The following is a 20,021-nucleotide window of genomic DNA, read 5'->3' on the forward strand; positions in this document are numbered from 1 at the left end:
TTCCGTCTTCCCGGCATCTCCTGCCAATGTAACATGTTCCGCTTCTCCTGCTTCTCTGGCAATCACAGCATGCTCCGCCTCTCCAGCATCTCCTGCCAATGTAACATGTTCCGCCTCTCCAGCTTCTCTGGCAATCACAGCATGTTCCGCCTCTCCAGCTTCTCTGGCAATCACAGCATGCTCCGCCTCTCCAGCATCTCCTGCCATCACAGCATGTTCCGTCTTCCCGGCATCTCCTGCCAATGTAACATGTTCCGCTTCTCCTGCTTCTCTGGCAATCACAGCATGCTCCGCCACCACTCCACCTTCAGCAGCCCCACTTCCGCCATATTTTGCTGCCTTCCCGTCATCATCTGACAAATGCTCAAACAACACCATTACATTCGGAAGAGCGCGCTCCGCGCCCGGTTCTACTATGTTAATTCCTTTATTAATCATCATTCATCCCCCGAGTACCTATTGAATGTTAACCGCTGTCCGAACCAATAGTCATATTGTAACCGATCCGCAGCCTGGCGCGAAGGCAAAGCGTGGGTTCAGTATTTGAAATAGTTGCTGGATACCGTTATCCTAATACCATAACAAGTTTCAATCAGCGGCAAGATTAAGCGCTGAAGCTCATGCTATACACAACCTTGAGGAGTGATGCCGCATGACAGTCGAACAACTTGCGAAGGACAGGCAGTTAAGCAAGACCAGGCAATGGGAACAGGCGATGCACAAGCTGTATATCAACTTTAGAGACTACAGCAAAGACGCGCTCAAAAACTTTGATGACGAGGATATTCATCAAGCCAGAATCAACAGCCGCAAGCTGCTGACCCTGCTGTCCATTCTCGATCCGGATCATTCCGCAGCAGCCGAGCTGTACAACGTATTCAAGCAGGCCCAGAAAAGGCTGGGCAAGGTCAGGGATGCAGATGTTCTTATTGAATCTTTCAAGGAAAGACGCAAGAGCGCCAAGGAAGCCGGCGAGGCGAAAACTGCCGAACTGCTGAAGGCGGTCATCAAACACCAGAAGGATAAGCGGAAAGAATACCGCAAGAAGCTGGAGGCGGAGCTCCCAAAGCTGGCCGGCAAGGAATTGGACGGGTTATGGGAAGCTTTTAGGAGCAGCACGCTTGAGCCGCTGGCAGCAAAAAGAGATGTAAACGTCGTCATGCGCGAACTTGAAGTAGCTTTTGAGCAGAAGAAAAAAACATGCAAAACCCTATTCAAAGGTGCCGAGGCAGAATCCAAGGAAGCCTTCGACGCACTGCATGAGCTGCGGATCGCCGCCAAGGAGCTGCGCTATACAGCCAATGCGGCCGCATTCGCACTCAGCCAGAAATTCCATGCCCATGAGGAGATTTACAGACAGATCCAGGAGCAGCTTGGCGAAATTAATGACAAACACGTGTGGCTGGAAACACTGAATTCTATCGGACGCGATGAGCTGGGTGTTGGCAAAAAGACGTGGAATGAGTTCACAGATGCTCTTCGGACCGAAGTGCTGGAGGCATTGCATCATAATGAGGTTGTTCCCTTTACAGAGAAAGCCAAGTCACTTTGAATTCATAATAAGACATAGGAAGAGGCAGGAAGCGCATGCTAGGCATGCCGCTCCCTGCCTCTTATTCTCTTATCTGTTGTTTACAGCCGCATACTTGTTCAATACACCCTGGTAGGCCGATTTAGGACGCAGGCCGACCAGCTTCTCCACTGGTTGACCTCCACTATACACAATCACCGTAGGCAGGCCCATGACTCCGGCCTCCCCCGCCAGCTCCGGCAGTTCATCACAGTTCACCTTAACGATAGCCACACTGTCTCCATACTCGTCATTCAGCTCCTCCAGAACAGGCAGCAGCATCTTGCAGGGCGCGCACCACGGTGCTCCGTAATCAACCAGTACAGTCCCGCTGCCGCTTAGCTTGGCTCTCAGATCCTCAGTTTTCTCTGCATTGATAATAGCCATCGTTAGTTCCTCCCATATATCTTGAATAATACAAAAGTGCATTCTTTGGCCCGTCTTCATTCAGACAGCACGTTATCGGGTGCCTCCGCTTCCAGCCGTTCCTGGTGGATGGAAGCCATCCGCTGCTGCAGGTTCAGCTTAATTTGGCTGAGCTGCACAATCTGGCGCTCAATCTCCTCCAGCTTGCTGCGGTATAGGGGCATCACTTCCGCGCAGAACGCTTCTTTATTCTTCAGCACGCAGTGCAGAAAACCGGAAATCTCTTCCGTGGACAAGCCCAAATTTAAATAGAGCTTAATCGTCTCCACCGTCTCGACAGCAAGCGCTGAATACTCCCGGTATCCATTCGCCTGGCGGAGGGGAGCGATAAGTCCCTGACGCTCATAATAACGCAGTGATCGGACACTGACGCCCGTCTGTGCTGCAAGTTCACCTATTTTCATAGCATTCATTCTCCCCGGGGTTCATGAGAACTTCTATTCCAAGTATAAACCCTGACACCAGTGTAAGGGTCAAGGACTTTCTTGAATAACCTTGCTTTATTCGGTGGAGGTCCCGGAAGCTCCGTATTCCTCTATATGCAGCTTGACATCAATGGTTATCGGAACCCGGCTGAAGGTATCATCCCAATTCTCCTTCACCTTTCTCCATACGGTAGGATGCTGAATACGCAGGATTTTGCCGAATCCTGCGGCGTCAGCATGCAGCTTTTGCTGCATTGTCTCCATAGAGGCTCCGACCATTTCCTTTACCTTATCCTGCAGCACCAGTTCATCCTGCTTCATATAAACAGCGTCCAGCTTTTCTCCTCCACGCGCAAAAGTCTCGGCATATCTGCCTGTAGACTCGATCTTCACGGCGAAAGAGATATTGCCCTCCTCGACCTTGGCTTTAATTTTGCTGTCCATGGACTTAATCTCATAAGTAATCAGCCTGCCGCTGCCATCCTCATTGGTCTTAAGTACGCCGCCCTTTCCTTTTCCCGTAAGCCAGACCACACCTTCCAGCTCCTCTTCGTTTAAGAAGCCTTGCAGCTTGCCCGTCTCCCCCTTGATCACACCGGCTCCGGCAAATTTCATCTCATTCTTAGCAGCAATTACATTCTGCAACATAAAGGTGGTTTTTCCATGCAGGGGACCTGCAGCCTTGGCGATAGACACTGGATCCCAGATCCGCAGGTTCCGGTCCCGGTTGTCAAATATCCCCTCCAGCACAAACGCCGGTGTCTGGCCCGGCAGCACGTTGTTCAGCACATCACTGGCCTTTCCCTTGCTGACGAGAAGCAGCACACTAGGGCGGATATCATTATCCCGGCTGAAAAAATCGATCAGCTCTGAAAGCTTGGTAGAACGTGCCAGCTGCTCGCCGATCACGATGATCTTCAGATGATGTCCAATGGGAGGATTGTTTGTACGCAGCGACAATTCACGGATCGCTTCGAAAACGGAGTCTCCAGTTTCAGTCATATTATAGAAATTTCTGGAGGATGCGCCTTCTTTTTTTGAACCCACTGAACCTTGGGGTACGATAAACTGATAGGTGCAGGACATTCGTTTTTTCTTCGGATACCCCCCGCCCCTCTGCTCAAAATCCTCTTCAATTAGTGTTTCATCCGCTATGTCGAGCGCAACGGCCACTTCCATATTTAGGTTCTCAATGGGCGTGCTGCTCCAGCAGCCGGATAACCCTATGCTTTGAATTAGAAGCACGGCAAGCAGTACAATTCGCTTCATGATCCGGCTCTCCTGAAATGAGCAATAAGCAGCAGCGGCAGCGGCAGTAATCCGAACAGCAGAATGGCCCAATTGCCAAGGCTGGTACCAAATGCGAACAGGCCATTGATATTCGGAGGTGTTTCCGTAATAAAAAAAACAAGCGGAAGCAAGGCGAATAGACAATGGTCGAGCTTTTTGTTGAAGATTTGCGATATTCCCAGCGCTGCCCCATAGAAGGAAATGCAGAAGGTACAAAAAATTTGCATAATCCAGATGACCAGGAGCAGAGATTCGAAACGTTCAAACAGCAGGTTCACCTCAAAGCTGCGTATCAGATCGATGAAGGGCCATGTGCGGGTGACTACACCCTCTACAGAGAATGCTCCTATCGTCATGACAACAGCAACAATATAAAAGATCATAGAGATCAATGTCCCTGCAACAAGCACCCGCCCTGCTTTTTTTGGTTTTTCCATAAAGGCTACCAGGAACAGCAGTGCTTCACCTGCCGTATAAGTCAGCGCTGTCGGCTTAACGCCTCTCCATACCGGACCCAGCCCTTCCCCGAGCACAGGGCGGAGATTGTCTATATCAAATATTTTCAGGCTAAGCAGACAGACACCGAAAAAAATCGCCCCGGCCATAGGGGCAATCAGCCTGCACAACCGGGACAGCGCATTGATTCCCCCTCTGCATAAATAAAGCGCAATCCATAGGAATACAGAGGATACCGCCCAATAGGGCGTCCCCTCCAGCAGAAAGAATCCGGTGACCTCCTGCATCGAACGCAGCTCATATCCGGAAATACATAGAAAAAATGCGGCGATGACCACTCCCAGAATCGCCGCAAGCGGCTTGCCGATAATACTCCTGCTGTATTGATAAACGGTTTTGCCCGGAAACCGCTGGCTAAGCAGCACAATTACCATCCCGGCCACCATGGATAACAGGGCGCTTACAATAAGTGATATCCATACATCAGGAGTGCCGGCGGCCTGTACAGTTGTCCGGGGAAGGGTGAATACGCCTGCTACGAGGATGTAATTGACCATAATAATGGTCGCTTGGCTCGTCGTGATGCTATCCTGTACTTTTGCATTCATGATTCTCACCTCAGTCTCCTGAATTCAAGTTTATTTTTTACGAATTGGATCCTTGGGCTGCAGCAGTGCCGGACGGCGCTTCATCAATTGCAGGGGGATGCGGATAATGAAATCGCGCAAATCGCTCATCCTGTAGGGAGTAACCATGCTTAAGTAGGGAACCCCGAAGCTCTTCAATTTAATCAAATGGCTGCTGAGCAGGAGGAAAAACATAACAACACCGTAAAGCCCGAATACAGCTGCGAAAAACATCGCTATGAAACGGAGAAAGCGCAAGGTAATCCCCGCACTATACATGGGAATCGAGAAAGAGGAGATCGCTGTAACCGCAACGACAATGACTAGAATCGGACTGACAATCCCCGCCTCTACCGCCGCCTGGCCGATAATCAGACCTCCGACAATGCCCATGGCCGGTCCAATGGGTTTGGGCAGGCGCAGGCCGGCCTCACGTAATATTTCGATAGAGATTTCCATAATCAGCGCTTCAATTAATGTAGCAAAGGGGACGCCCTGCCGGGAGCTGATGATTGAAATCGCCAGTTTGGTAGGAATCAGTCCGGGATGAAACGAGAGAAAAGAGATGTAGAGCGCCGGAGCAAACAGCGCAACTGATGCGCTGAAAAAACGCAGGAGCCGCAATAGTGAACCCGAAAACCAGCGGTCATAATAATCCTCCGGTGACTGCAGCAGCATTCCGAAGGTAGTCGGCATTATCAGCGCAAACGGTGTGCCATCCAGAAGAATGGCCGCCCTTCCCTCCAGCAGCGCCGCCATGACCCGGTCCGGCCGTTCTGTGTTCTGGATCTGCTGAAAGGGGCTGAGGTAGTTGTCTTCCATGAGTTGTTCCAAATATCCCGATTCCTGCACATCATCTATATTGATCGTCTTGATTCTCCGGGTGATTTCCTTAATCAGCTCATCGTTGGCGACGCCTTTCAAATAGGTCAGCACCAGTTCCTTCTCAATTCGCTCTCCCACCGTAAAAGAAATCATGGCCAGCTCCGTGCTCTGCCCGTGTCTGCGCAGCATCGCTGTGTTATCACTGAGCGTTTCATTGAAGCCCAGCCGCGGACCGCGCAGAAGCGCCTCCGATATCGGCTCCTCCACGCTTCTTGTGTTGCCTTTCGGGGTACCTAGTATAAAAACCTCCGACATTCCGTCAATTAACAATACCGCAGAGCCGAACAATACCTTTTGCAGCGAGAGTCTCAACTGGTCGGTAAATTCAATTTCCGAGACCTGTACTACCTGGTGCACGATAATCCCTTTCAATATCTCTGCTGGCGGGGCTGCATTCATGCCTTCAAAGGGCCTCACCGTGTTCATCAAGGGCATCAGGATGTTCTGATCCATGCCTTCTTTGTCCGTAAGTCCATCCACAAAAAACAGCGCTGCCTTGATTTCCAGACTTCCGATGCGCAGCTCTCTGACATTAACGTCGGACATATCGGTACTTATCTCCCTGAAGGACTGAACATCATGTTGGAACTCTCCGGTATAGGTCAGGGAAGGAGTGGCCTGTAAAGCGTTGTTTTGAGCAGGGGGTGCGGGTGCAGCGGATTTTTTATTCTGCACAGCGATGCTGGTCTGATCCGCCTCCCCAGTATCTTCGGAACTTGGAACCCCCCCGCCTTTTTTGCCTTCAGCCCGCATTCCCCGGGTGCTCGCCTTGCCCTCTTTCATTCGGAGCCAGATCATTAGGCGGGTTAAGACAACCGGAACGATGAAGATGACAAAACCTTGAAACAGCACCTTCCAGCCGGGCACAAGATCCCATAGCATCTTCCACATTCCATGCGCCCCCCTTTTTATTCGTAACCCTATTTTGACCGAAGCTGGAACATTCATACATCAAAAAAACAGCTGCATGCTCCTCTTGGGGAACGTGCAGCTGTTATGATGTGCGAAAACGATTCAAAGGTAGGAGTTACAGCAGACCCGCTGCCCACATTCCGCCTTGGCGGATCATTTGGCGGAACGGCTCTACCGAGAAGGAAGGCAGATGATGCCCCGGCATCAGATAAACTACACGGCCAAGTCCGAACGCATGGCACCAGGCTGCCTGACGCATGGCCCCTTCATGAAGGTACTCTGCCAGCACAGTCGTCTCAAAATAAGGATGCATTTCAAAGTAGTACGGCTCGTCCTCAATGACAAACTCGCTAATCCCCTGCATAATGGGATGCCCGTGTGCCGGTATTTTCATATGCAGGGAGGTGTATTCCGGATGGTGGGTGAAATGCGCGCCTAGCATAGCGCCCAGCTCCTGATTCCGCTGCAGGGAGATTCCGTTATGTACAACGAGCAGACCTCCGCCCCCCGCTACATAAGACAGCAAAGCGGCACTTTGCTCCGGGGCTATTTTCTGTTCGGAAAATTCGGTATAGGCGATAACCAGCTTCAAGCCCTCAAGGTTGTCTTTGCTCAGGAGACTGTAATCTTCGGAAGCCTCCACCTGCAGATCAGGTGACAGAATGCGCTTAATCTCGTGATCCACACCGGTAAAAGGATGGTATTTCACCTCACTGTAGCTGCCAAGTGCTAGTGCTTTCCATTCAGACATGTTCTTCCCGCCTCTCTTCCTGCTTCTCTTAGTGTATAGTTACCAGGGCCAGGCATTTCCGTCCAGGTCGAGATAAGCCGGCTCCTCACCCATATACTTCTTGTGCCCCTGCACGATATTCATAATCTTACGCGCCGACTCTTCAGGAGGAATAGGTGCCTCCAGAGCCTTCTCACCATTCATATAGGATTGCAGCCAGCCGGGGTGAAAGACCATAACCTGCCCGCCCATCACCTTCAAATGGTTGTGCAGCAGGGAGGACTGCATATTAAGCGCTGCTTTGGACATACAGTATCCGTACATATTAATCCGTTTGTTCCGGCCAATGCTTCCGGCTTCTGAGGAGATATTAACAATCAATTTCTGCTTGCTCTGCATCAACAGGCCCATCAGTTCATTACTGACCCTCAAAGAACCAAGCGTGTTTACATTATAAATGTGAGCCATGGCTTCATCGTCCATATCAACAAGCATCGTGGCATCATCGGCTCTATGAATAATACCGGCATTATTGATAATCATATCAACATGAGCGGTACTGCCCGAAATACTACGTGCCGCTTGCTTGACACTCTCACGGTCGCCGATATCCAGCGGGATCAGAGTTAATCGGTCCGGGTACTGCTTTTTCAGTGCGTCCAGCGATTCCGACTCCTTCATATACTGACCGGCAAATACGGAATATTTGTTCTCTAGAAGCCAGCTTGCCAGAAAAAAACCTAAACCACGGTCAGCACCGGTAACAAAAGCAACCCTTTTCATGATTATGGACACACCCTTTACGATTCTTCAGGATACACGCGGCATCTCTCTCACATTAGCATGGCAGTCACGTTTTTTCAACGTCCTTCATGGGACTGTAATTCCGCTGAAAGGGGTGCTCTAACTTCCTTTTTGATTTAATTTTGAACTATGTTACAATCGTAGTTACAAGTACTTATAGGAAGGTGAGATACCGATGTCTATCCAACAACTTCATACTCTGGAAGAACTGCAGCAATATGTTGCGCAACCAGGTAAAAAACTGCTTTTCAAGCATAGCACTACCTGCCCGATCAGCGCCAAGGCCAACGAGGAATTCACAGCCTATGCGCAAGGCTCCGAGACTCCAGCTGCCATTGTCCATGTGATTGAAGACCGTCCGTTGTCCAATCAGATTGCCGAAGATTTCGGGATCAAACATGAATCTCCGCAGATCTTCCTCCTGGAAGACGGCGAAGTCCGCTGGAACACCTCCCATTGGAAAATCACCCGGGACGCCATCAAGGCAGCTGTGAGCCAATGAGCCAGCCGGTAATTGTCTATTCCACCACAGGGTGCAGCGACTGCAATCAAGTGAAGCAGTGGCTGACCGAGCAAGACGTTAGCTTCGAGGTGCGTGATGTTATGACAAGTACAGTGTATCAGGAAGAAGTCGAGAAGCTGGGCTTCATGGGTGTGCCTGTTACCGTGTACGAAGGCCGCGCAGTCAAGGGCTTCAATGTTTCCGAGCTTAAGGAGCTTATTGGAGCAACCGCTGAATAATTTATAGCATGAAGCATATGAATACTTATATTTTGAAAAAGGCATCCCCTTGGACCTCTGTCCAGGGGATGCCTTTTATTTGCCCTTTTATTTGGCCTTATCCTGGATTCGTTGAGACATCCGCCAGAAAAGAGACATTTCCGCTGTGGGAATAGATGACGGAATCCGCTCCAAGCCCTTTATAGACCAGTCTGGGATTCATCGAAGTCGTAATTACGTATATTGGCTTTGTCGTCCAGGTCCGGCACATCTGGATATACCGGCAGCATAAGGTCACACTGCTCTCGAACAGAAATACTCTGCCTACCGGAAAAGAGGGGCGGAACCATGTATTCTGATGATGTGTATCCACCACGAGATTGACCTCGATTCCCAGCTCCTCCAGACGCCGCTTCTCCGCCGCATTGTTGGCGATTCCTGCGATCTTATAGCCTCTAAACTTTAAGATTTTGATAAAATGCTCCCCCGCTTTAGTCGGAGCGTTAATGAGTACATATTCTTCCGAATTCGCCATATCTTCCTCTCCTCCGGCTTAGGACTTCCATTCATTTGCCATACGAACACAGCAAAAAACCACAAAGGAATTCCCTCTGTGGTCCAATTAACGGTCACATTGTGCTCATCCTCTCTAATACGCTTACGAGGTTAGCTGTCGGATTCGGGCAGTGAGAGTCGCCCTACCTGTATCCATGCGAGCATTCTCTCGCACTTTCACAGGATTCACCCCATAACCGGCTCCGACTCTCACATCGGCTGCCGATTGTTGGTTCCCCCGCTTTCCATAACGGAAATTAAGCGGACTGCGTATTCGATTGTGTAGTAAACAGAAGTAATCATACTCTGGCGATCACGACCTTGTAAACCGCCAAACCTGCCAAAATAATGCATTTAGTAAACCCAAACCAGATCAGGTAGCGCTTACTTAAGCCTCAATCTCATCATTCCTCTTATTTACTCGGCTTATCAGCGATTTGCGAAAAAGCATTCAGCATTGTGATTATATTCACCCGATGTTGAGCAAATTGCCTTTTATGCTCTGATCACCCTAAATCAAAAGCAGTCGTATGAACGAGATAAAAAGCCGAAAACCGTTGATAAACACCCTTTTAGCACATCCTACCGTTTCCTTTGCCAGAATTCCCTGAAATTCGGCTCAGAAGAATGTTTTTTCCTTTTTACAAAGCTCATGCGAAAAGAGTATGATTCGGTTTGAATCCAATGCACGAAATGCGATATAAACGCTGAATTCCCGCAATGCGGGAAACGGGGGAACCATCAGGCCCGCAGGGGCCTTACCTGGAAGATAAGAATCTTTCTTGGGGTGAATCCGAAGGAGACTGTGGTCTCATTAGGTAGGGCGACTCTCACCGTCCGAATCCGACAGCTAACCCCGTAAGCGACTAGAGAGAACCTTGATCCGCCACGTTTTTGCGCCAGGTGTATTTAAGCCTGTACCAAAACCGCAGCAGAGGTCCTCCTCTGCTGCGGTTTTTTGTGCTGAGGCTGCAGCTTATAAATGGGTAGGAGGGAAAACGAAATGAACCAGCGCAGGCTGTTACGTATAGAAGTGTTTGTATTCGATGCCCCCTGGCCATTCCATCAGGCCACGGAGTCGTCCGGCAAATGCCGGTATGGTGTGCTGAAGCTTACGTGCAAGGCTGGGTGCAGCTGGGGAGCGGGGATACTGTCTGCGGAAGGCGATCATTTTGACGTCATTAAATGGAGCAGCTTCCTGAGAAGTATACGCAATCACAGGCTGGAAGAAGCCATAGAAATTGTACAGCAGCTAGGTGCGCAGTGGGAGCCAGATCAGCAAGAAATCGTGCAAACGGCCCTGCTGGATTTAAAAGCCAAGCTGCAAGGCAAGGTCGTCACGTCACATCTGCAAATGGTCCCCTATTCCCGTACAGCCGGGGCCGGCGGTACGCCCCCCTTCAGACGGATGTACTATAAACCTTCAAGTTCCCTGCTGCATAAATGCAGCTGGCAGGAACCGGACATAGCCGAGCTAATGGACAGATCCATCGCTTATTTCTCCATCTTATAATTTCTTATTCAGGAAGGAACGTGAAGACATGCCAGACCCATTATCCCCGGAATGGACAGCTGCCAGCGAGTTTGCGGAATATGTCCAAAAGAACACCGGAAATATTTATGCACTCACCAGTCTGCTGCTGGGAGAGGGTGCCGTTGCGGAAAAGACTGCGATGAAGACCTTCACTGAGCTTTACACCCGGTACCTTCATGATGATTTCATACCGCAGCCTTTCTCGCTGGTTGCCTACCGGGAGTGCATTCAGCAGTGCTCCCGGGCTGCGGAGGAGTGCAGCCTCTTTGTTTCCAATGGATTAGCCTGGGAGGATCAGATTGTCCAGGTGTTATGGTACGGCATGCTGCTGCCCCTGCCTGCAATCAGCACCATTCTTGAGCAAAGCGTGCCGGTGCTGAAAACCCGGCTGAGACATGTGCGCGAGCAAATGTGCCGGTTAGAAACATTGCGGCCTGAAGCAAATTTATTTGTTGTATAGCTGCTCACATAGATTAAAGAAGCACTGTGGGCCCCTCTCTTATCTCCGCTGATGTAATGGGCAACTTGTCGAAGCGCATGAAAAAGCCGCAGCATAATGCCGCGGCCTTTTCTATTTATACTCAGCTCTTGCCCTTGCCGCCTTTGGCGAATCTCCAGGCCGCTGTACAGCAGCCCAGCAAGCCCACTCCGAGCATTAACGTCTGCAGCACACCCAGCAGGGTAGAGCCCTCCGGCTTAAGCATGCTGCTGAGCAGAATCAGCAGAATTGAAGCTGCGAGTATCGCGGGGATTTGATTGTTTTTTTTCAAGATTACCACTCCTTATTCAATAACATACACCATAAGCCTTCACTGATCCAGTTTGGCTCTGAACTCCCCCGGGAGCCGCAAAAAAGCCGCGGTTTCCGAACCGCGGCTTCCTCAGTAAAACCTATGATCACTTCTTAGTGTGCGCGTTTAGAATGTCTGCCAAAAATGATTAATGACGCAATCATACCGGCAATGCCCATTCCTGTCAAAAGCCCTTGAATGAAATCAAGCAGATTCGATCCATTGGACGGCATTAACCTGGCGACCAGTACGATTAACGAAGAAACTGCAAACAGCAACCCGAATGTTTGTTCATGCTTTTTATTCATCCTTGCCACTCCTCAAAAGGTATATATTGATGATTCCAATTAAATTTTGTAGGCCTTCATTGCTTTTCTGATCTCCTTGATGCTTGGGCGTTTGCCGTACATCAGCACTCCCGTGCGGTAGATCTTGGCGGCAAGCCAGCCGAACAGTAAGGTGGTTGCCAGTAAGATGAGAAGCGAGACCAGAATCTCCCAGGTCGCTACCTCGCCAACACCAATGCGCAGCAGCATGCTGAGCGGAGAAGTGAACGGAACAAAGCTTGCTACTTTAACCAGCAGGGTATCCGGGACAGAGATGCTGAACATTGGAAGATATAAATTGACGAAGCCCAGCATAAGAATCGGCATGATCGCCTGACCCAGGTCCTCGGTACGGCTGACAATGGAACCTACAGCTGCGTACATCATGGCGTACAGGAAGTATCCCAGAATATAGAATATCAGTCCGTATAAAAGAATGCTGATATCCAGCTGCCCCAGGTCAAGATCAAAATCGGTCAGGATACTGGCATTATGCGGAAGCATAAGGTTCGCAGCTACGCTTGCGGAGATAACCGCAATTTGCAGGATGCCGACCAGGAAGATGCCGATTACCTTGCCGAACATTTGCGTCAGCGGTGCAGCGCTCGTAATCAGGATCTCCATGATACGTGAGCTTTTCTCCGAAGTGATTTCGGCGGAGATCATATTGCCTGTCATCATAATCGACATAAAGAACAGCATAAGCAGGGCATATACAATCACGTAGTTGATAATTGGCGGTGATTCCTTTGCCGCACCTTCATTTCCGGCACCTTCTGAGCTGATCTGCTGGGTACCGATGGATACCGGGGTGTACATCGCAGCTACCTGTTCCGCAGTCAGCTTATCACCTACGATCAGCTGAGTATTGGCTTGCTGCAGTGCATTCTGCAGATAGCTCTGCACATCCGAATCAATCTCACCGTTCTTGCTATAGTAGGTAACCGCGGGAATGCCTTCACCGCTCTGTGCACCCAATGTGATATAGCCCTCAATGTTTTCCTCATCCAGACCTTTCTTGAGCGCTGCATCGTCAGCAGTAGCATATGGACTGATCGTTACCGGGGCCACGCCCTCTGGCGGACTATAAGCCTGGAGGAGCTCAGCTACTCGGTTGCCATCCTCTGCCACGACTCCGATCTGCACTTGGTTCTTTGCGGACCCGTCGTCTCCCTGGAACAGCTTCACCATATACGGAATATTCATCCCGATGCTCAGCAGAACCACCAGAATCAGCGTAGTAATCAGAAATGCCTTGGTTCTTACTTTATTCTTGAATGTAAAACCGATAATCGTCCCCATCTTATTCATTGGATTCACCTACCGCTCTAATAAAGATTTGGTTTAGCGTCGGTTCCTTGATCTCAAAATGCTCTACCTCACCCTGTGCAACAGCATGCTGTAAAATGCGCTGGGCCGCACCGATCTCGCGGATCGAAAGAACATATCCCCGTTCCTGCCGCTGGACGGCAGTTACGCCGGCGATACTTTCCAGGCCAGCCACTTCGCCCGTTGTGCGGAGTATAACCTCCTCGCGCGGGTAGCCTTTCTTAATCTCGCGGATATCTCCCTGGACCACTGTATTGGAACGGTCAAGAATAGTAATGTTACGGCATAATTCCTCAACATGCTCCATCCGGTGTGTAGAGAACAGGATACTGGTGCCCTGATCCCGCATTTCGCGGACGGTATCCTTCAGCAGCTCCACATTGACGGGATCAAGCCCGCTGAAGGCTTCATCGAGAATCAGAATTTGCGGTTTATGGACAACCGCGGCGATAAAGCCCATTTTCTGCTGATTTCCCTTGGAGAGCTCTTCAATCTTCTTATTGTAATACTCCGGGACTTCAAAGCGGTCCAGCCAATAACGCAGGCTCTTGTCCGCATCGGCTGCTGCCATGCCGCGCAGGCGGCCCAGATAAATAATCTGGTCGCTCACCTTCACCTTCGGGTACAGTCCGCGTTCTTCCGGTAGATAGCCCATCAGATGCTGCAGTTCATTGCTATAGGACTTGCCGTTGTAAAGAATCTTGCCCTCGTCGGGATAGATCAGGCCAAGCACCATGCGCATTGTTGTTGTTTTGCCGGCGCCATTGGCTCCGAGCAGACCGTAAATCTCACCTTGCTCTACTTTTAGACTGATTTTGTTTACTGCGGTTTTGTCTCCGTACTGCTTTACTACCTGTTCAAGCTTCAAAGCTTCCATTCGTTAGTCCCCTCTCTTCTGGTCGATCAGGATCGGACGATGTCCTTGTGTCCATAAGCTTAAAATCTCATCCAGCTCCAGACTGCGGCTCTTGATAACCTTTACGCCCAAGTCCTGAATGCGTTTCTCATTCTGATTAAATTGCTGGGTTATAAATGAAGCGACTCCCGGTGTCTCCAGTGCTAACTGCTGAGCCCCCGGCAATTCAGCCGCCAGCTCCCTAAGCTCTTCCTCATCCTGCACGCCCACCCACACCTCGCTCCATGAACCAAACAGGCTGTCCTTCTCCGCCATTCCAAGCAGCTGTCCCCGATGCATCAGCACAATAAAATCAGCCAGCCGCCGAACCTCCTCGACGATATGGGTGGAGATAACAACGGTCGCATCGCTCTCATCCATATACTTGCGGATCGACTCAATCATACTCTTCCAGGCGAAGGGGTCGAGACCCGAGGAGGGCTCATCCAGCAGCAGCAGCCGGGGCCGGGAAGCCAGCGCAGCGGCAATCTCGAATTTACGGCGTTCACCCTTGGACATCTTGCCCAGCTTGGCTCCCCTCGGCACTTCAAATTTATCCTGCAGCTCCTGAAAATAGTCATGATCCCAGGAAGGGTACCAATGCCGGCGGAATTCGGCAGCCTCATCTGAGGTCCAGTAATTCTCCTCCGTTAGCGAGGTTTCCGGCACATAAGCAATGCTCTGGCGCAGTTCAAGCGGCAGACCTGCCTTGTGCTGCTGTTCAAACCAGAGGATCTCGCCTTCCTCCGGAAAGGTCAGCTGCAGCAGCATATGAAGTAACGTGCTTTTGCCGGAGCCGTTCTGGCCCACCAGTGCGGTAATATAGCCTTGCGGGAGATTCAGATTAAGTGGCCCTATCGTCCTGCTGCGCCGCTTCTTGCTTACATTCCGCAGCTCTATAGCCTGCTGTACCATGAGATGAACCCACCCTTCATTCCTGTTTGTTGTATTTGTCTTTTACAATCTCCACAAATATTCCCGTCAGTTCCTCTTCACTGCATTGGACCGACAGGCCAACATCCACCGCACTTTCCAGAGCTTTACGGACGGCATCCCGTTTGTATTCTTCCATCGCCCCGTCACCCACATGGGAGACAAAGGTTCCGGTTCCCTGTCTTGTCCGCAGCAGCCCCTCATTCTCCAGATCCTGATAGACCCGGCGGACGGTGATTACGCTGCATTTCAGATCTCCGGCAAATTCACGTATGGAGGGAAGCAGTGTCCCTTCGGTGATGCCTCCGCTGATGATCAGCGACCGGAGCTGGGTTTCGATCTGATGGTACAGCGGCTCGGCACTGTTCTCGTTAATCTGTATCGGTATCCACATAAGTTACCTCCGCCCTCTCATACGAGATCGCGGCTTTTAAGCCGGTGTATCGTCAATTTGGAAAATAATTGCACGGATACCGTGCCCAGCAGCAGCGTTCCCCACATCAGCGGAGATAACAGCCCCCATTCCTTCGAGCAGGAGACGCTGTACAGAAACAAATTTCCATCCGCCCATTGAATCAGCAGTGCAACCCCGAAGGACAGCGTCATCAGGGCCAGGGTGATCCAAAAGTACACTTTGCCGCTAACCAGAAACTCCACAACAATATAGATGCCAGTCATTATCAGGCCATAACCGATCCAGGTAAATGCAAACGCAACGTATGAAGTCCCTGGCAGCTGGCTGCGTATATCGTCACTAATCGCGTACATTAAACCGAAGAACAATACGCCATTCAGACAAAATGAGAACATTGCATCCAGCTTTCTTTTGCACAGGATCACCGCAGCCGGAACAGGCAAACTCCGCATATAGGCCAACATCCGGGTATAGGAGTCTTCACTTAAATATTTCATGGTACGCCGCGAGAGCGTGAAGCCCAGCATGGGAATCATAGAAATCAGCAGGAAGTCGGACATCAGCCTTCCGTCACTTCCGCTCAGCGCGTCTTCCGTGACCATTCCAGTCATAGCGGCCATATAACCCATAAAGATAATGGAAAACAGCAGGGCCCTCACTATGTTCAGCTTGTCACCGCGGAAATCTGCACGGACCAGCACCCAGGCGTCTCTAAATATTGTCATTACCTTTAACCTCGCTTTGTTGTTTCTCCTGCGGTAGGCTGCAGCGGATAGACACGGTTCAGTGTGTATCTCTCTGTGCTTACTGTATATATCTATATACACAGTATATGACCTGTATTTTCCATTGTCAAGAATCATTTGTAATAAAATTCAATCGGCTATAAAGTAGGAATCAGCGGAGATTTGTAGGCTACCGAGAGAAAACACTCAGGATCGGGAGGTTCATATGATTAGTGACCCATGGTTTACTGTTCAGCAAATGGATGAAGCCACATTCGCAATCAGCGAATACGGGCATTGGGAGAAGGTGCATTCCTTTCTGCTGCTGGGGGAGGAAAAAGCTGCACTGATTGATACCGGTCTTGGCATCGGCAATATCAAAGAAATAACGGATCAGCTGACCCGCTTGCCGATTGAAGTGCTCACCACTCATGTACATACGGATCATATCGGCGGCCATGGACTATTCAGCAGTATTTATGTCCATGAAGCGGATAAGGACTGGCTGGTCCATGGCATTCAGGGTTTGTCTATCGAGCAAATCCGCAGGGACATCGGCAGAGATCTGACCCGGCCTGTGCCGGAGGGCTTTGACCCCGACGCTTACAAGCCTTTTCAGGGCGAGCCCGCCGGCTTATTAAACGACGGGGACCTCATCTCTTTGGGCGGCAGAACACTTAAGGTGTACCACACTCCCGGGCATTCTCCGGGTCATGTATGCTTTGTCGATAAAGACCGCGGTTATTTGTTTTCGGGTGATCTGCTGTATGATGAGACGCCTGTGTATGCTTTTTATCCTTCAACAAGTCCTGCCGATTTGGTCAATTCCCTGGAGAGAATGGCTGCATTAGAAGGAATCAACAAAGTTTACGGTTCACATAATACACTGGGTCTAGAAGCGGAGATTCTGGAGGAAGTGAAGCTGGCGGTTAAGTTTCTGCGGGAACATGAACTGGATCATTTCGGGACGGGGATTCACCGGTTTGGCCGCTTCAGCGTGCAATTCTGACCTTAATGAGAACACAGCCATGGCCGGGATGCCCTGGAGATTGCAATAATCAAGCGTGAAGCATATAAACTCTAATATTTAGAAAAAGCCTGTGCTGTCCGCTCCCCACAGAAAGGTTGCAGATGCACAGGCTTATTCCAATTTCAGCTACGCGTTCAATATGATGTCCCAGACCGGCTTTGTGTGCCCGCCCGGATAAAAGATGTACAGCAGCACATACACAGCCACACCCGTAATGGCGGTAATAAACCAGATGACCGCAGTCACTCTTCCCCATTTCCGGTGTTTGGCAAATTGAGCCTTGAAGCCCAGCGTCAGCGTAGTGATGCCGAATACGGCGGCTACCGTCGCCAGCACGATATGGAAAATCAGAAAGATGTGGTAGAGCGTCGACAAATCGGCCGGTCCGCCCCAGGATGTATTGCCTACGAATGCCGTTCTGGACACGTACACAATGAAAAACAAGATGGCAGCAACAGCAGCGGCAATCATTGTCTTCTTGTGTGCTTCACGCTTGCCCTTAATGATTTGTCTCCAGCCAACCGCCACCAATAGCGCACTGATTACGATGAAAGATGTGCTGATCGTTGGAAACAATGTGAATATATCCATGATTATCCCCCTCGGCGCTCGCCAGCTATGCACGAGCAAGAAGAAGCCGCTACATTGTTCTTTGCAGAACGTAGCTTCCGATGCCAGCAATACTCTATATCGCTCTCAGGTATCCGTTGCTTTAGAAATACAAGGATAATTCCGGTGTGGGACTCAACCTTCCTTATATTTCAAATAGCCACCCCCCGGTTCGGCGGATGGCGCGGATACCTCCGCATCGTCTTGCCCGTTCTCTTTTTTATACCAATGATAGAACACATAAGCAAGCATCGAGGCAAAAATAAATTCCTGAATGAACTTCATAGCGATGCCCCCCACCTGCTGATCGACCTTGGGCGACAGCCACCCGAAGAACGCCGGACCGCCGAACGTCTGCAGCAATGAAGCCGGATTTCCCGATACACAGTAGCCCATCGCCCGCGCCCAGGTGTCGGGATCACTGTACGTGGAATATAGTGGAGTCCCCGCAAAAATAATCAGCCCGCAGGCCGGTGTCAGCAGCACCATATTCAGGAAAATAAAGCCCACCTGGCCCAGGCCGCCAAGTTTCCGGCACTCTGGCAGAGGATTTATCAGATTCCACCACATGAGCACAGAGGTCAGAAAAAGCAGGCCGTAATAGAGCCGGTGAACTGTAAAATGCAGCATCACGTAATCATGAACCACTGGAATATGGTAGAGCGAGAACAGTCCGTTGAACAGAAGGGCCGCCACCACCGGCTGTGCCAGAAAAGCAAAACGCCGCAGCGGGTTCACCTTAAGAAAGGCACGCCAGACCCAGGCCGGAATCCCGAGCATAATCAGCGGCACTGCTACCAGATAGGACAGAGCCATACTGACCATATGGAAGGAAAAGAAGATATGACCCAGCAGGCTGACCGGCCCGCCCTGCGCGAGGTAAAGAGCCAGCATTCCGCTAAGAAACAGCCCCCTGCGCCATACAGGAACTGCAGAAGCACCGGAGAACCGACTGGCAAGCGGACCGATCCATACGAAATATCCAGCCGTCAGCAGCAGCAGGACCGCCAGAAAAAGCGGACTCCACAAATCCTCAAAGCTGAAATACTGTAATCCCAGCATGATCAGAAGCCTCCTTAATCCCACCAAACCCAATACAGTGCCATGATAATGCTGGTTCCGGCGATAAAAAATCCGCCCAGCATAAATAGAATCGGTATCAAGTGTCCCTTGTCCTTCAGATGCATCCAGAAGCCCATCTGCAGAAAAACCTGCAGAACAGCCATGACCAGCAGCAGAATCACAGCAAAGGTCGCGTTGACTCCTCCGGCCGCAACAGCTGCGAAGGCAATCAGCGTCAGAATAACAGAGAAGATAAACACCACGATATGCCGCTGCGGCCCTTCCTGCCGGTGGCGGTGCTTCACCGGGCTATCCGGAGAATGCTGTTCTGTCGCCATAGCTAACCCACCTTTCCGAGCAGGTAAACAACCGTGAAGATAAACACCCATACCACATCAATAAAATGCCAATACATCGCGGACACATAAATCTTTGGTGCCGTGACCACCGTCAGCCCTTTATAGCTCAGCTGCCCGATCAACACGGCGATCCACACAATGCCGAAGGCAACGTGAGCCCCGTGGAACCCGACCAGCGTATAGAACGCCGAGCTGAATGCACTGGTGGTCATCCCGAACTTCTCGTGTCTTATATACTCGCTGAATTCGTAGATTTCCAGCCCGAGAAAGGCCGCGCCGAGCACTACAGTAACCAGCAGCCAGTTCCGCAGCAAGGCGGGCTGGTTCCGGTGCATCGCCTGAATGGCAAATACGCTCGTCAGGCTGCTCACCAGCAGCAGGAAGGTTGCAGCGGCAACCAGCGGCAGATGGAACAATTCGTTCGCAGACGGACCGTCATTCGTCTGGTTTCGCAGCGCCAGGAACGTAGCGAACAAGGTGCCGAAAAGCACCGCTTCTCCACCAAGGAACAACCAGAAGGCTAGGACTTTGTTGCGGCCTTCCGCCGTTGCTTTCTCCAGTTCGTGCGGAAGAGTACCTTTTGCAGCTTCAGCATGTGCCGTTGTCATGTCGGT

26 protein-coding genes and 2 riboswitches are annotated in these 20,021 nt (G+C 50.7%); of the genes, 6 read left to right on the forward strand and 20 right to left on the reverse strand.

Translation table 11 applies throughout. From position 1 onward, the window contains the following. Positions 1-438: hypothetical protein (locus AC3WT9_RS23735; protein WP_492407979.1), on the reverse strand; the 438-nt coding region annotated here is incomplete at its 3' end. Positions 439-652: 214 nt separating this feature from the next. Between AC3WT9_RS23735 and AC3WT9_RS23740 the strand changes: the two genes are divergently transcribed. Further along, a complete protein-coding gene (locus AC3WT9_RS23740) occupies positions 653-1,552 on the forward strand; it encodes a CHAD domain-containing protein (RefSeq protein WP_341377181.1) in 900 nt (299 codons plus the stop codon). A gap of 69 nt (positions 1,553-1,621) precedes the next feature. Here the strand turns inward: AC3WT9_RS23740 and AC3WT9_RS23745 are convergent, their stop codons facing one another. From AC3WT9_RS23745 to AC3WT9_RS23775, 7 genes are all read right to left on the reverse strand, one after another. Continuing rightward, the gene (locus AC3WT9_RS23745) at positions 1,622-1,957 is read right to left on the reverse strand and encodes a thioredoxin family protein (RefSeq protein ID WP_341089555.1); all 336 of its coding nucleotides are present in this window, start codon (positions 1,955-1,957) and stop codon (positions 1,622-1,624) included. Positions 1,958-2,013: 56 nt separating this feature from the next. Further along, a complete protein-coding gene (locus AC3WT9_RS23750; protein WP_341089553.1) occupies positions 2,014-2,400 on the reverse strand; it encodes a MerR family transcriptional regulator in 387 nt (128 codons plus the stop codon). Between the two features lie 96 nt (positions 2,401-2,496). Next, positions 2,497-3,690 carry a Ger(x)C family spore germination protein gene (locus tag AC3WT9_RS23755; protein WP_341377180.1) on the reverse strand — a complete coding sequence of 398 codons (1,194 nt, stop codon included), beginning with the start codon at positions 3,688-3,690 and terminating at the stop codon, positions 2,497-2,499. Beyond that, positions 3,687-4,775: a spore germination protein gene (locus tag AC3WT9_RS23760; RefSeq protein WP_341089550.1), complete on the reverse strand. Its 1,089-nt coding sequence runs from the start codon at positions 4,773-4,775 to the stop codon at positions 3,687-3,689. Before AC3WT9_RS23760 ends, AC3WT9_RS23755 begins: the two co-directional genes overlap by 4 nt. A gap of 30 nt (positions 4,776-4,805) precedes the next feature. Then, entirely contained in the window at positions 4,806-6,569 is a 1,764-nt protein-coding gene (locus AC3WT9_RS23765; RefSeq protein ID WP_341089548.1) for a spore germination protein, read from the reverse strand. Between the two features lie 136 nt (positions 6,570-6,705). Further along, positions 6,706-7,341 carry a ThuA domain-containing protein gene (locus tag AC3WT9_RS23770; protein WP_341089546.1) on the reverse strand — a complete coding sequence of 212 codons (636 nt, stop codon included), beginning with the start codon at positions 7,339-7,341 and terminating at the stop codon, positions 6,706-6,708. Positions 7,342-7,380: 39 nt separating this feature from the next. Next, entirely contained in the window at positions 7,381-8,103 is a 723-nt protein-coding gene (locus AC3WT9_RS23775) for an SDR family NAD(P)-dependent oxidoreductase (RefSeq protein WP_341377179.1), read from the reverse strand. A gap of 196 nt (positions 8,104-8,299) precedes the next feature. Between AC3WT9_RS23775 and ytxJ the strand changes: the two genes are divergently transcribed. Beyond that, on the forward strand, positions 8,300-8,626 hold the full coding sequence (gene ytxJ, locus AC3WT9_RS23780) for a bacillithiol system redox-active protein YtxJ (RefSeq protein WP_341089544.1): 327 nt from the start codon (positions 8,300-8,302) through the stop codon (positions 8,624-8,626). Then, on the forward strand, positions 8,623-8,865 hold the full coding sequence (locus AC3WT9_RS23785) for a glutaredoxin family protein (RefSeq protein ID WP_038585436.1): 243 nt from the start codon (positions 8,623-8,625) through the stop codon (positions 8,863-8,865). Before ytxJ ends, AC3WT9_RS23785 begins: the two co-directional genes overlap by 4 nt. Positions 8,866-8,962: 97 nt before the next feature. On the opposite strand, the gene AC3WT9_RS23790 is transcribed toward AC3WT9_RS23785, so the two are convergent. Then, positions 8,963-9,379: a hypothetical protein gene (locus AC3WT9_RS23790; RefSeq protein WP_038585433.1), complete on the reverse strand. Its 417-nt coding sequence runs from the start codon at positions 9,377-9,379 to the stop codon at positions 8,963-8,965. Positions 9,380-9,484: 105 nt separating this feature from the next. After that, positions 9,485-9,673, reverse strand: a riboswitch (cyclic di-AMP (ydaO/yuaA leader). Positions 9,674-10,094: 421 nt separating this feature from the next. Then, positions 10,095-10,278: riboswitch (cyclic di-AMP (ydaO/yuaA leader) on the forward strand. A gap of 124 nt (positions 10,279-10,402) precedes the next feature. Between AC3WT9_RS23790 and AC3WT9_RS23795 the strand changes: the two genes are divergently transcribed. Beyond that, entirely contained in the window at positions 10,403-10,912 is a 510-nt protein-coding gene (locus AC3WT9_RS23795) for a hypothetical protein (protein WP_341377178.1), read from the forward strand. A gap of 28 nt (positions 10,913-10,940) precedes the next feature. Beyond that, complete coding sequence (locus tag AC3WT9_RS23800) at positions 10,941-11,393, forward strand: hypothetical protein (RefSeq protein ID WP_341089542.1); 453 nt, start codon at positions 10,941-10,943, stop codon at positions 11,391-11,393. 121 nt (positions 11,394-11,514) lie between these two features. Here the strand turns inward: AC3WT9_RS23800 and AC3WT9_RS23805 are convergent, their stop codons facing one another. The 7 genes from AC3WT9_RS23805 to AC3WT9_RS23835 form a co-directional block, all read right to left on the reverse strand. Then, the gene (locus AC3WT9_RS23805; RefSeq protein ID WP_038585425.1) at positions 11,515-11,703 is read right to left on the reverse strand and encodes a hypothetical protein; all 189 of its coding nucleotides are present in this window, start codon (positions 11,701-11,703) and stop codon (positions 11,515-11,517) included. 134 nt (positions 11,704-11,837) lie between these two features. Beyond that, positions 11,838-12,032 carry a hypothetical protein gene (locus tag AC3WT9_RS23810; RefSeq protein WP_341377176.1) on the reverse strand — a complete coding sequence of 65 codons (195 nt, stop codon included), beginning with the start codon at positions 12,030-12,032 and terminating at the stop codon, positions 11,838-11,840. Between the two features lie 39 nt (positions 12,033-12,071). After that, positions 12,072-13,361, reverse strand: coding sequence for an ABC transporter permease (locus AC3WT9_RS23815; protein ID WP_341097528.1), 1,290 nt, complete (start codon positions 13,359-13,361; stop codon positions 12,072-12,074). Then, entirely contained in the window at positions 13,354-14,256 is a 903-nt protein-coding gene (locus AC3WT9_RS23820; protein WP_341089538.1) for an ABC transporter ATP-binding protein, read from the reverse strand. The genes AC3WT9_RS23815 and AC3WT9_RS23820 overlap by 8 nt, the downstream gene beginning before the upstream one ends. Before the next feature lie 3 nt (positions 14,257-14,259). Then, positions 14,260-15,189, reverse strand: coding sequence for an ATP-binding cassette domain-containing protein (locus AC3WT9_RS23825; protein WP_341089536.1), 930 nt, complete (start codon positions 15,187-15,189; stop codon positions 14,260-14,262). Between the two features lie 16 nt (positions 15,190-15,205). Further along, on the reverse strand, positions 15,206-15,601 hold the full coding sequence (locus tag AC3WT9_RS23830; protein WP_038585414.1) for a GntR family transcriptional regulator: 396 nt from the start codon (positions 15,599-15,601) through the stop codon (positions 15,206-15,208). 17 nt (positions 15,602-15,618) lie between these two features. Beyond that, positions 15,619-16,347 carry a hypothetical protein gene (locus tag AC3WT9_RS23835; RefSeq protein WP_341089534.1) on the reverse strand — a complete coding sequence of 243 codons (729 nt, stop codon included), beginning with the start codon at positions 16,345-16,347 and terminating at the stop codon, positions 15,619-15,621. Between the two features lie 226 nt (positions 16,348-16,573). Between AC3WT9_RS23835 and AC3WT9_RS23840 the strand changes: the two genes are divergently transcribed. Continuing rightward, positions 16,574-17,356 (forward strand): MBL fold metallo-hydrolase, encoded by a 783-nt coding sequence (locus AC3WT9_RS23840; RefSeq protein ID WP_341089533.1) that lies wholly within the window; start codon positions 16,574-16,576, stop codon positions 17,354-17,356. 147 nt (positions 17,357-17,503) lie between these two features. Here the strand turns inward: AC3WT9_RS23840 and AC3WT9_RS23845 are convergent, their stop codons facing one another. From AC3WT9_RS23845 to AC3WT9_RS23860, 4 genes are all read right to left on the reverse strand, one after another. Then, the gene (locus AC3WT9_RS23845; protein ID WP_341089531.1) at positions 17,504-17,968 is read right to left on the reverse strand and encodes a DUF420 domain-containing protein; all 465 of its coding nucleotides are present in this window, start codon (positions 17,966-17,968) and stop codon (positions 17,504-17,506) included. A 153-nt stretch (positions 17,969-18,121) separates the two neighbouring features. Further along, positions 18,122-19,048, reverse strand: coding sequence for a cytochrome c oxidase assembly factor CtaG (gene ctaG, locus AC3WT9_RS23850; RefSeq protein ID WP_341089530.1), 927 nt, complete (start codon positions 19,046-19,048; stop codon positions 18,122-18,124). 14 nt (positions 19,049-19,062) lie between these two features. Then, the gene (locus AC3WT9_RS23855; protein ID WP_341089528.1) at positions 19,063-19,386 is read right to left on the reverse strand and encodes a cytochrome C oxidase subunit IV family protein; all 324 of its coding nucleotides are present in this window, start codon (positions 19,384-19,386) and stop codon (positions 19,063-19,065) included. 2 nt (positions 19,387-19,388) lie between these two features. Further along, positions 19,389-20,015, reverse strand: coding sequence for a cytochrome (ubi)quinol oxidase subunit III (locus tag AC3WT9_RS23860; protein WP_341089527.1), 627 nt, complete (start codon positions 20,013-20,015; stop codon positions 19,389-19,391). Positions 20,016-20,021: the final 6 nt, after the last annotated feature.

It is taken from the genome of Paenibacillus sp. EB106-06-01-XG199, assembly GCF_058791575.1.

Bases quoted from the DNA above. Each gene is read 5' to 3' on its own strand.
- AC3WT9_RS23770 (WP_341089546.1), bottom strand. From the start codon at position 7,341: ATGTCTGAATGGAAAGCACTAGCACTTGGCAGCTACAGTGAGGTGAAA.
- AC3WT9_RS23855 (WP_341089528.1), bottom strand. From the start codon at position 19,386: ATGGCGACAGAACAGCATTCTCCGGATAGCCCGGTGAAGCACCGCCAC.
- AC3WT9_RS23820 (WP_341089538.1), bottom strand. From the start codon at position 14,256: ATGGAAGCTTTGAAGCTTGAACAGGTAGTAAAGCAGTACGGAGACAAA.
- ctaG (WP_341089530.1), bottom strand. From the start codon at position 19,048: ATGCTGGGATTACAGTATTTCAGCTTTGAGGATTTGTGGAGTCCGCTT.
- AC3WT9_RS23830 (WP_038585414.1), bottom strand. From the start codon at position 15,601: ATGTGGATACCGATACAGATTAACGAGAACAGTGCCGAGCCGCTGTAC.
- AC3WT9_RS23810 (WP_341377176.1), bottom strand. From the start codon at position 12,032: ATGAATAAAAAGCATGAACAAACATTCGGGTTGCTGTTTGCAGTTTCT.
- AC3WT9_RS23845 (WP_341089531.1), bottom strand. From the start codon at position 17,968: ATGGATATATTCACATTGTTTCCAACGATCAGCACATCTTTCATCGTA.
- AC3WT9_RS23840 (WP_341089533.1), top strand. From the start codon at position 16,574: ATGATTAGTGACCCATGGTTTACTGTTCAGCAAATGGATGAAGCCACA.
- AC3WT9_RS23760 (WP_341089550.1), bottom strand. From the start codon at position 4,775: ATGAATGCAAAAGTACAGGATAGCATCACGACGAGCCAAGCGACCATT.
- AC3WT9_RS23775 (WP_341377179.1), bottom strand. From the start codon at position 8,103: ATGAAAAGGGTTGCTTTTGTTACCGGTGCTGACCGTGGTTTAGGTTTT.
- AC3WT9_RS23825 (WP_341089536.1), bottom strand. From the start codon at position 15,189: ATGGTACAGCAGGCTATAGAGCTGCGGAATGTAAGCAAGAAGCGGCGC.
- AC3WT9_RS23765 (WP_341089548.1), bottom strand. From the start codon at position 6,569: ATGTGGAAGATGCTATGGGATCTTGTGCCCGGCTGGAAGGTGCTGTTT.
- AC3WT9_RS23835 (WP_341089534.1), bottom strand. From the start codon at position 16,347: ATGACAATATTTAGAGACGCCTGGGTGCTGGTCCGTGCAGATTTCCGC.
- AC3WT9_RS23785 (WP_038585436.1), top strand. From the start codon at position 8,623: ATGAGCCAGCCGGTAATTGTCTATTCCACCACAGGGTGCAGCGACTGC.
- AC3WT9_RS23755 (WP_341377180.1), bottom strand. From the start codon at position 3,690: ATGAAGCGAATTGTACTGCTTGCCGTGCTTCTAATTCAAAGCATAGGG.
- AC3WT9_RS23815 (WP_341097528.1), bottom strand. From the start codon at position 13,361: ATGAATAAGATGGGGACGATTATCGGTTTTACATTCAAGAATAAAGTA.
- AC3WT9_RS23740 (WP_341377181.1), top strand. From the start codon at position 653: ATGACAGTCGAACAACTTGCGAAGGACAGGCAGTTAAGCAAGACCAGG.
- AC3WT9_RS23800 (WP_341089542.1), top strand. From the start codon at position 10,941: ATGCCAGACCCATTATCCCCGGAATGGACAGCTGCCAGCGAGTTTGCG.
- AC3WT9_RS23745 (WP_341089555.1), bottom strand. From the start codon at position 1,957: ATGGCTATTATCAATGCAGAGAAAACTGAGGATCTGAGAGCCAAGCTA.
- AC3WT9_RS23750 (WP_341089553.1), bottom strand. From the start codon at position 2,400: ATGAAAATAGGTGAACTTGCAGCACAGACGGGCGTCAGTGTCCGATCA.
- AC3WT9_RS23790 (WP_038585433.1), bottom strand. From the start codon at position 9,379: ATGGCGAATTCGGAAGAATATGTACTCATTAACGCTCCGACTAAAGCG.
- AC3WT9_RS23795 (WP_341377178.1), top strand. From the start codon at position 10,403: ATGAACCAGCGCAGGCTGTTACGTATAGAAGTGTTTGTATTCGATGCC.
- AC3WT9_RS23860 (WP_341089527.1), bottom strand. From the start codon at position 20,015: ATGACAACGGCACATGCTGAAGCTGCAAAAGGTACTCTTCCGCACGAA.
- ytxJ (WP_341089544.1), top strand. From the start codon at position 8,300: ATGTCTATCCAACAACTTCATACTCTGGAAGAACTGCAGCAATATGTT.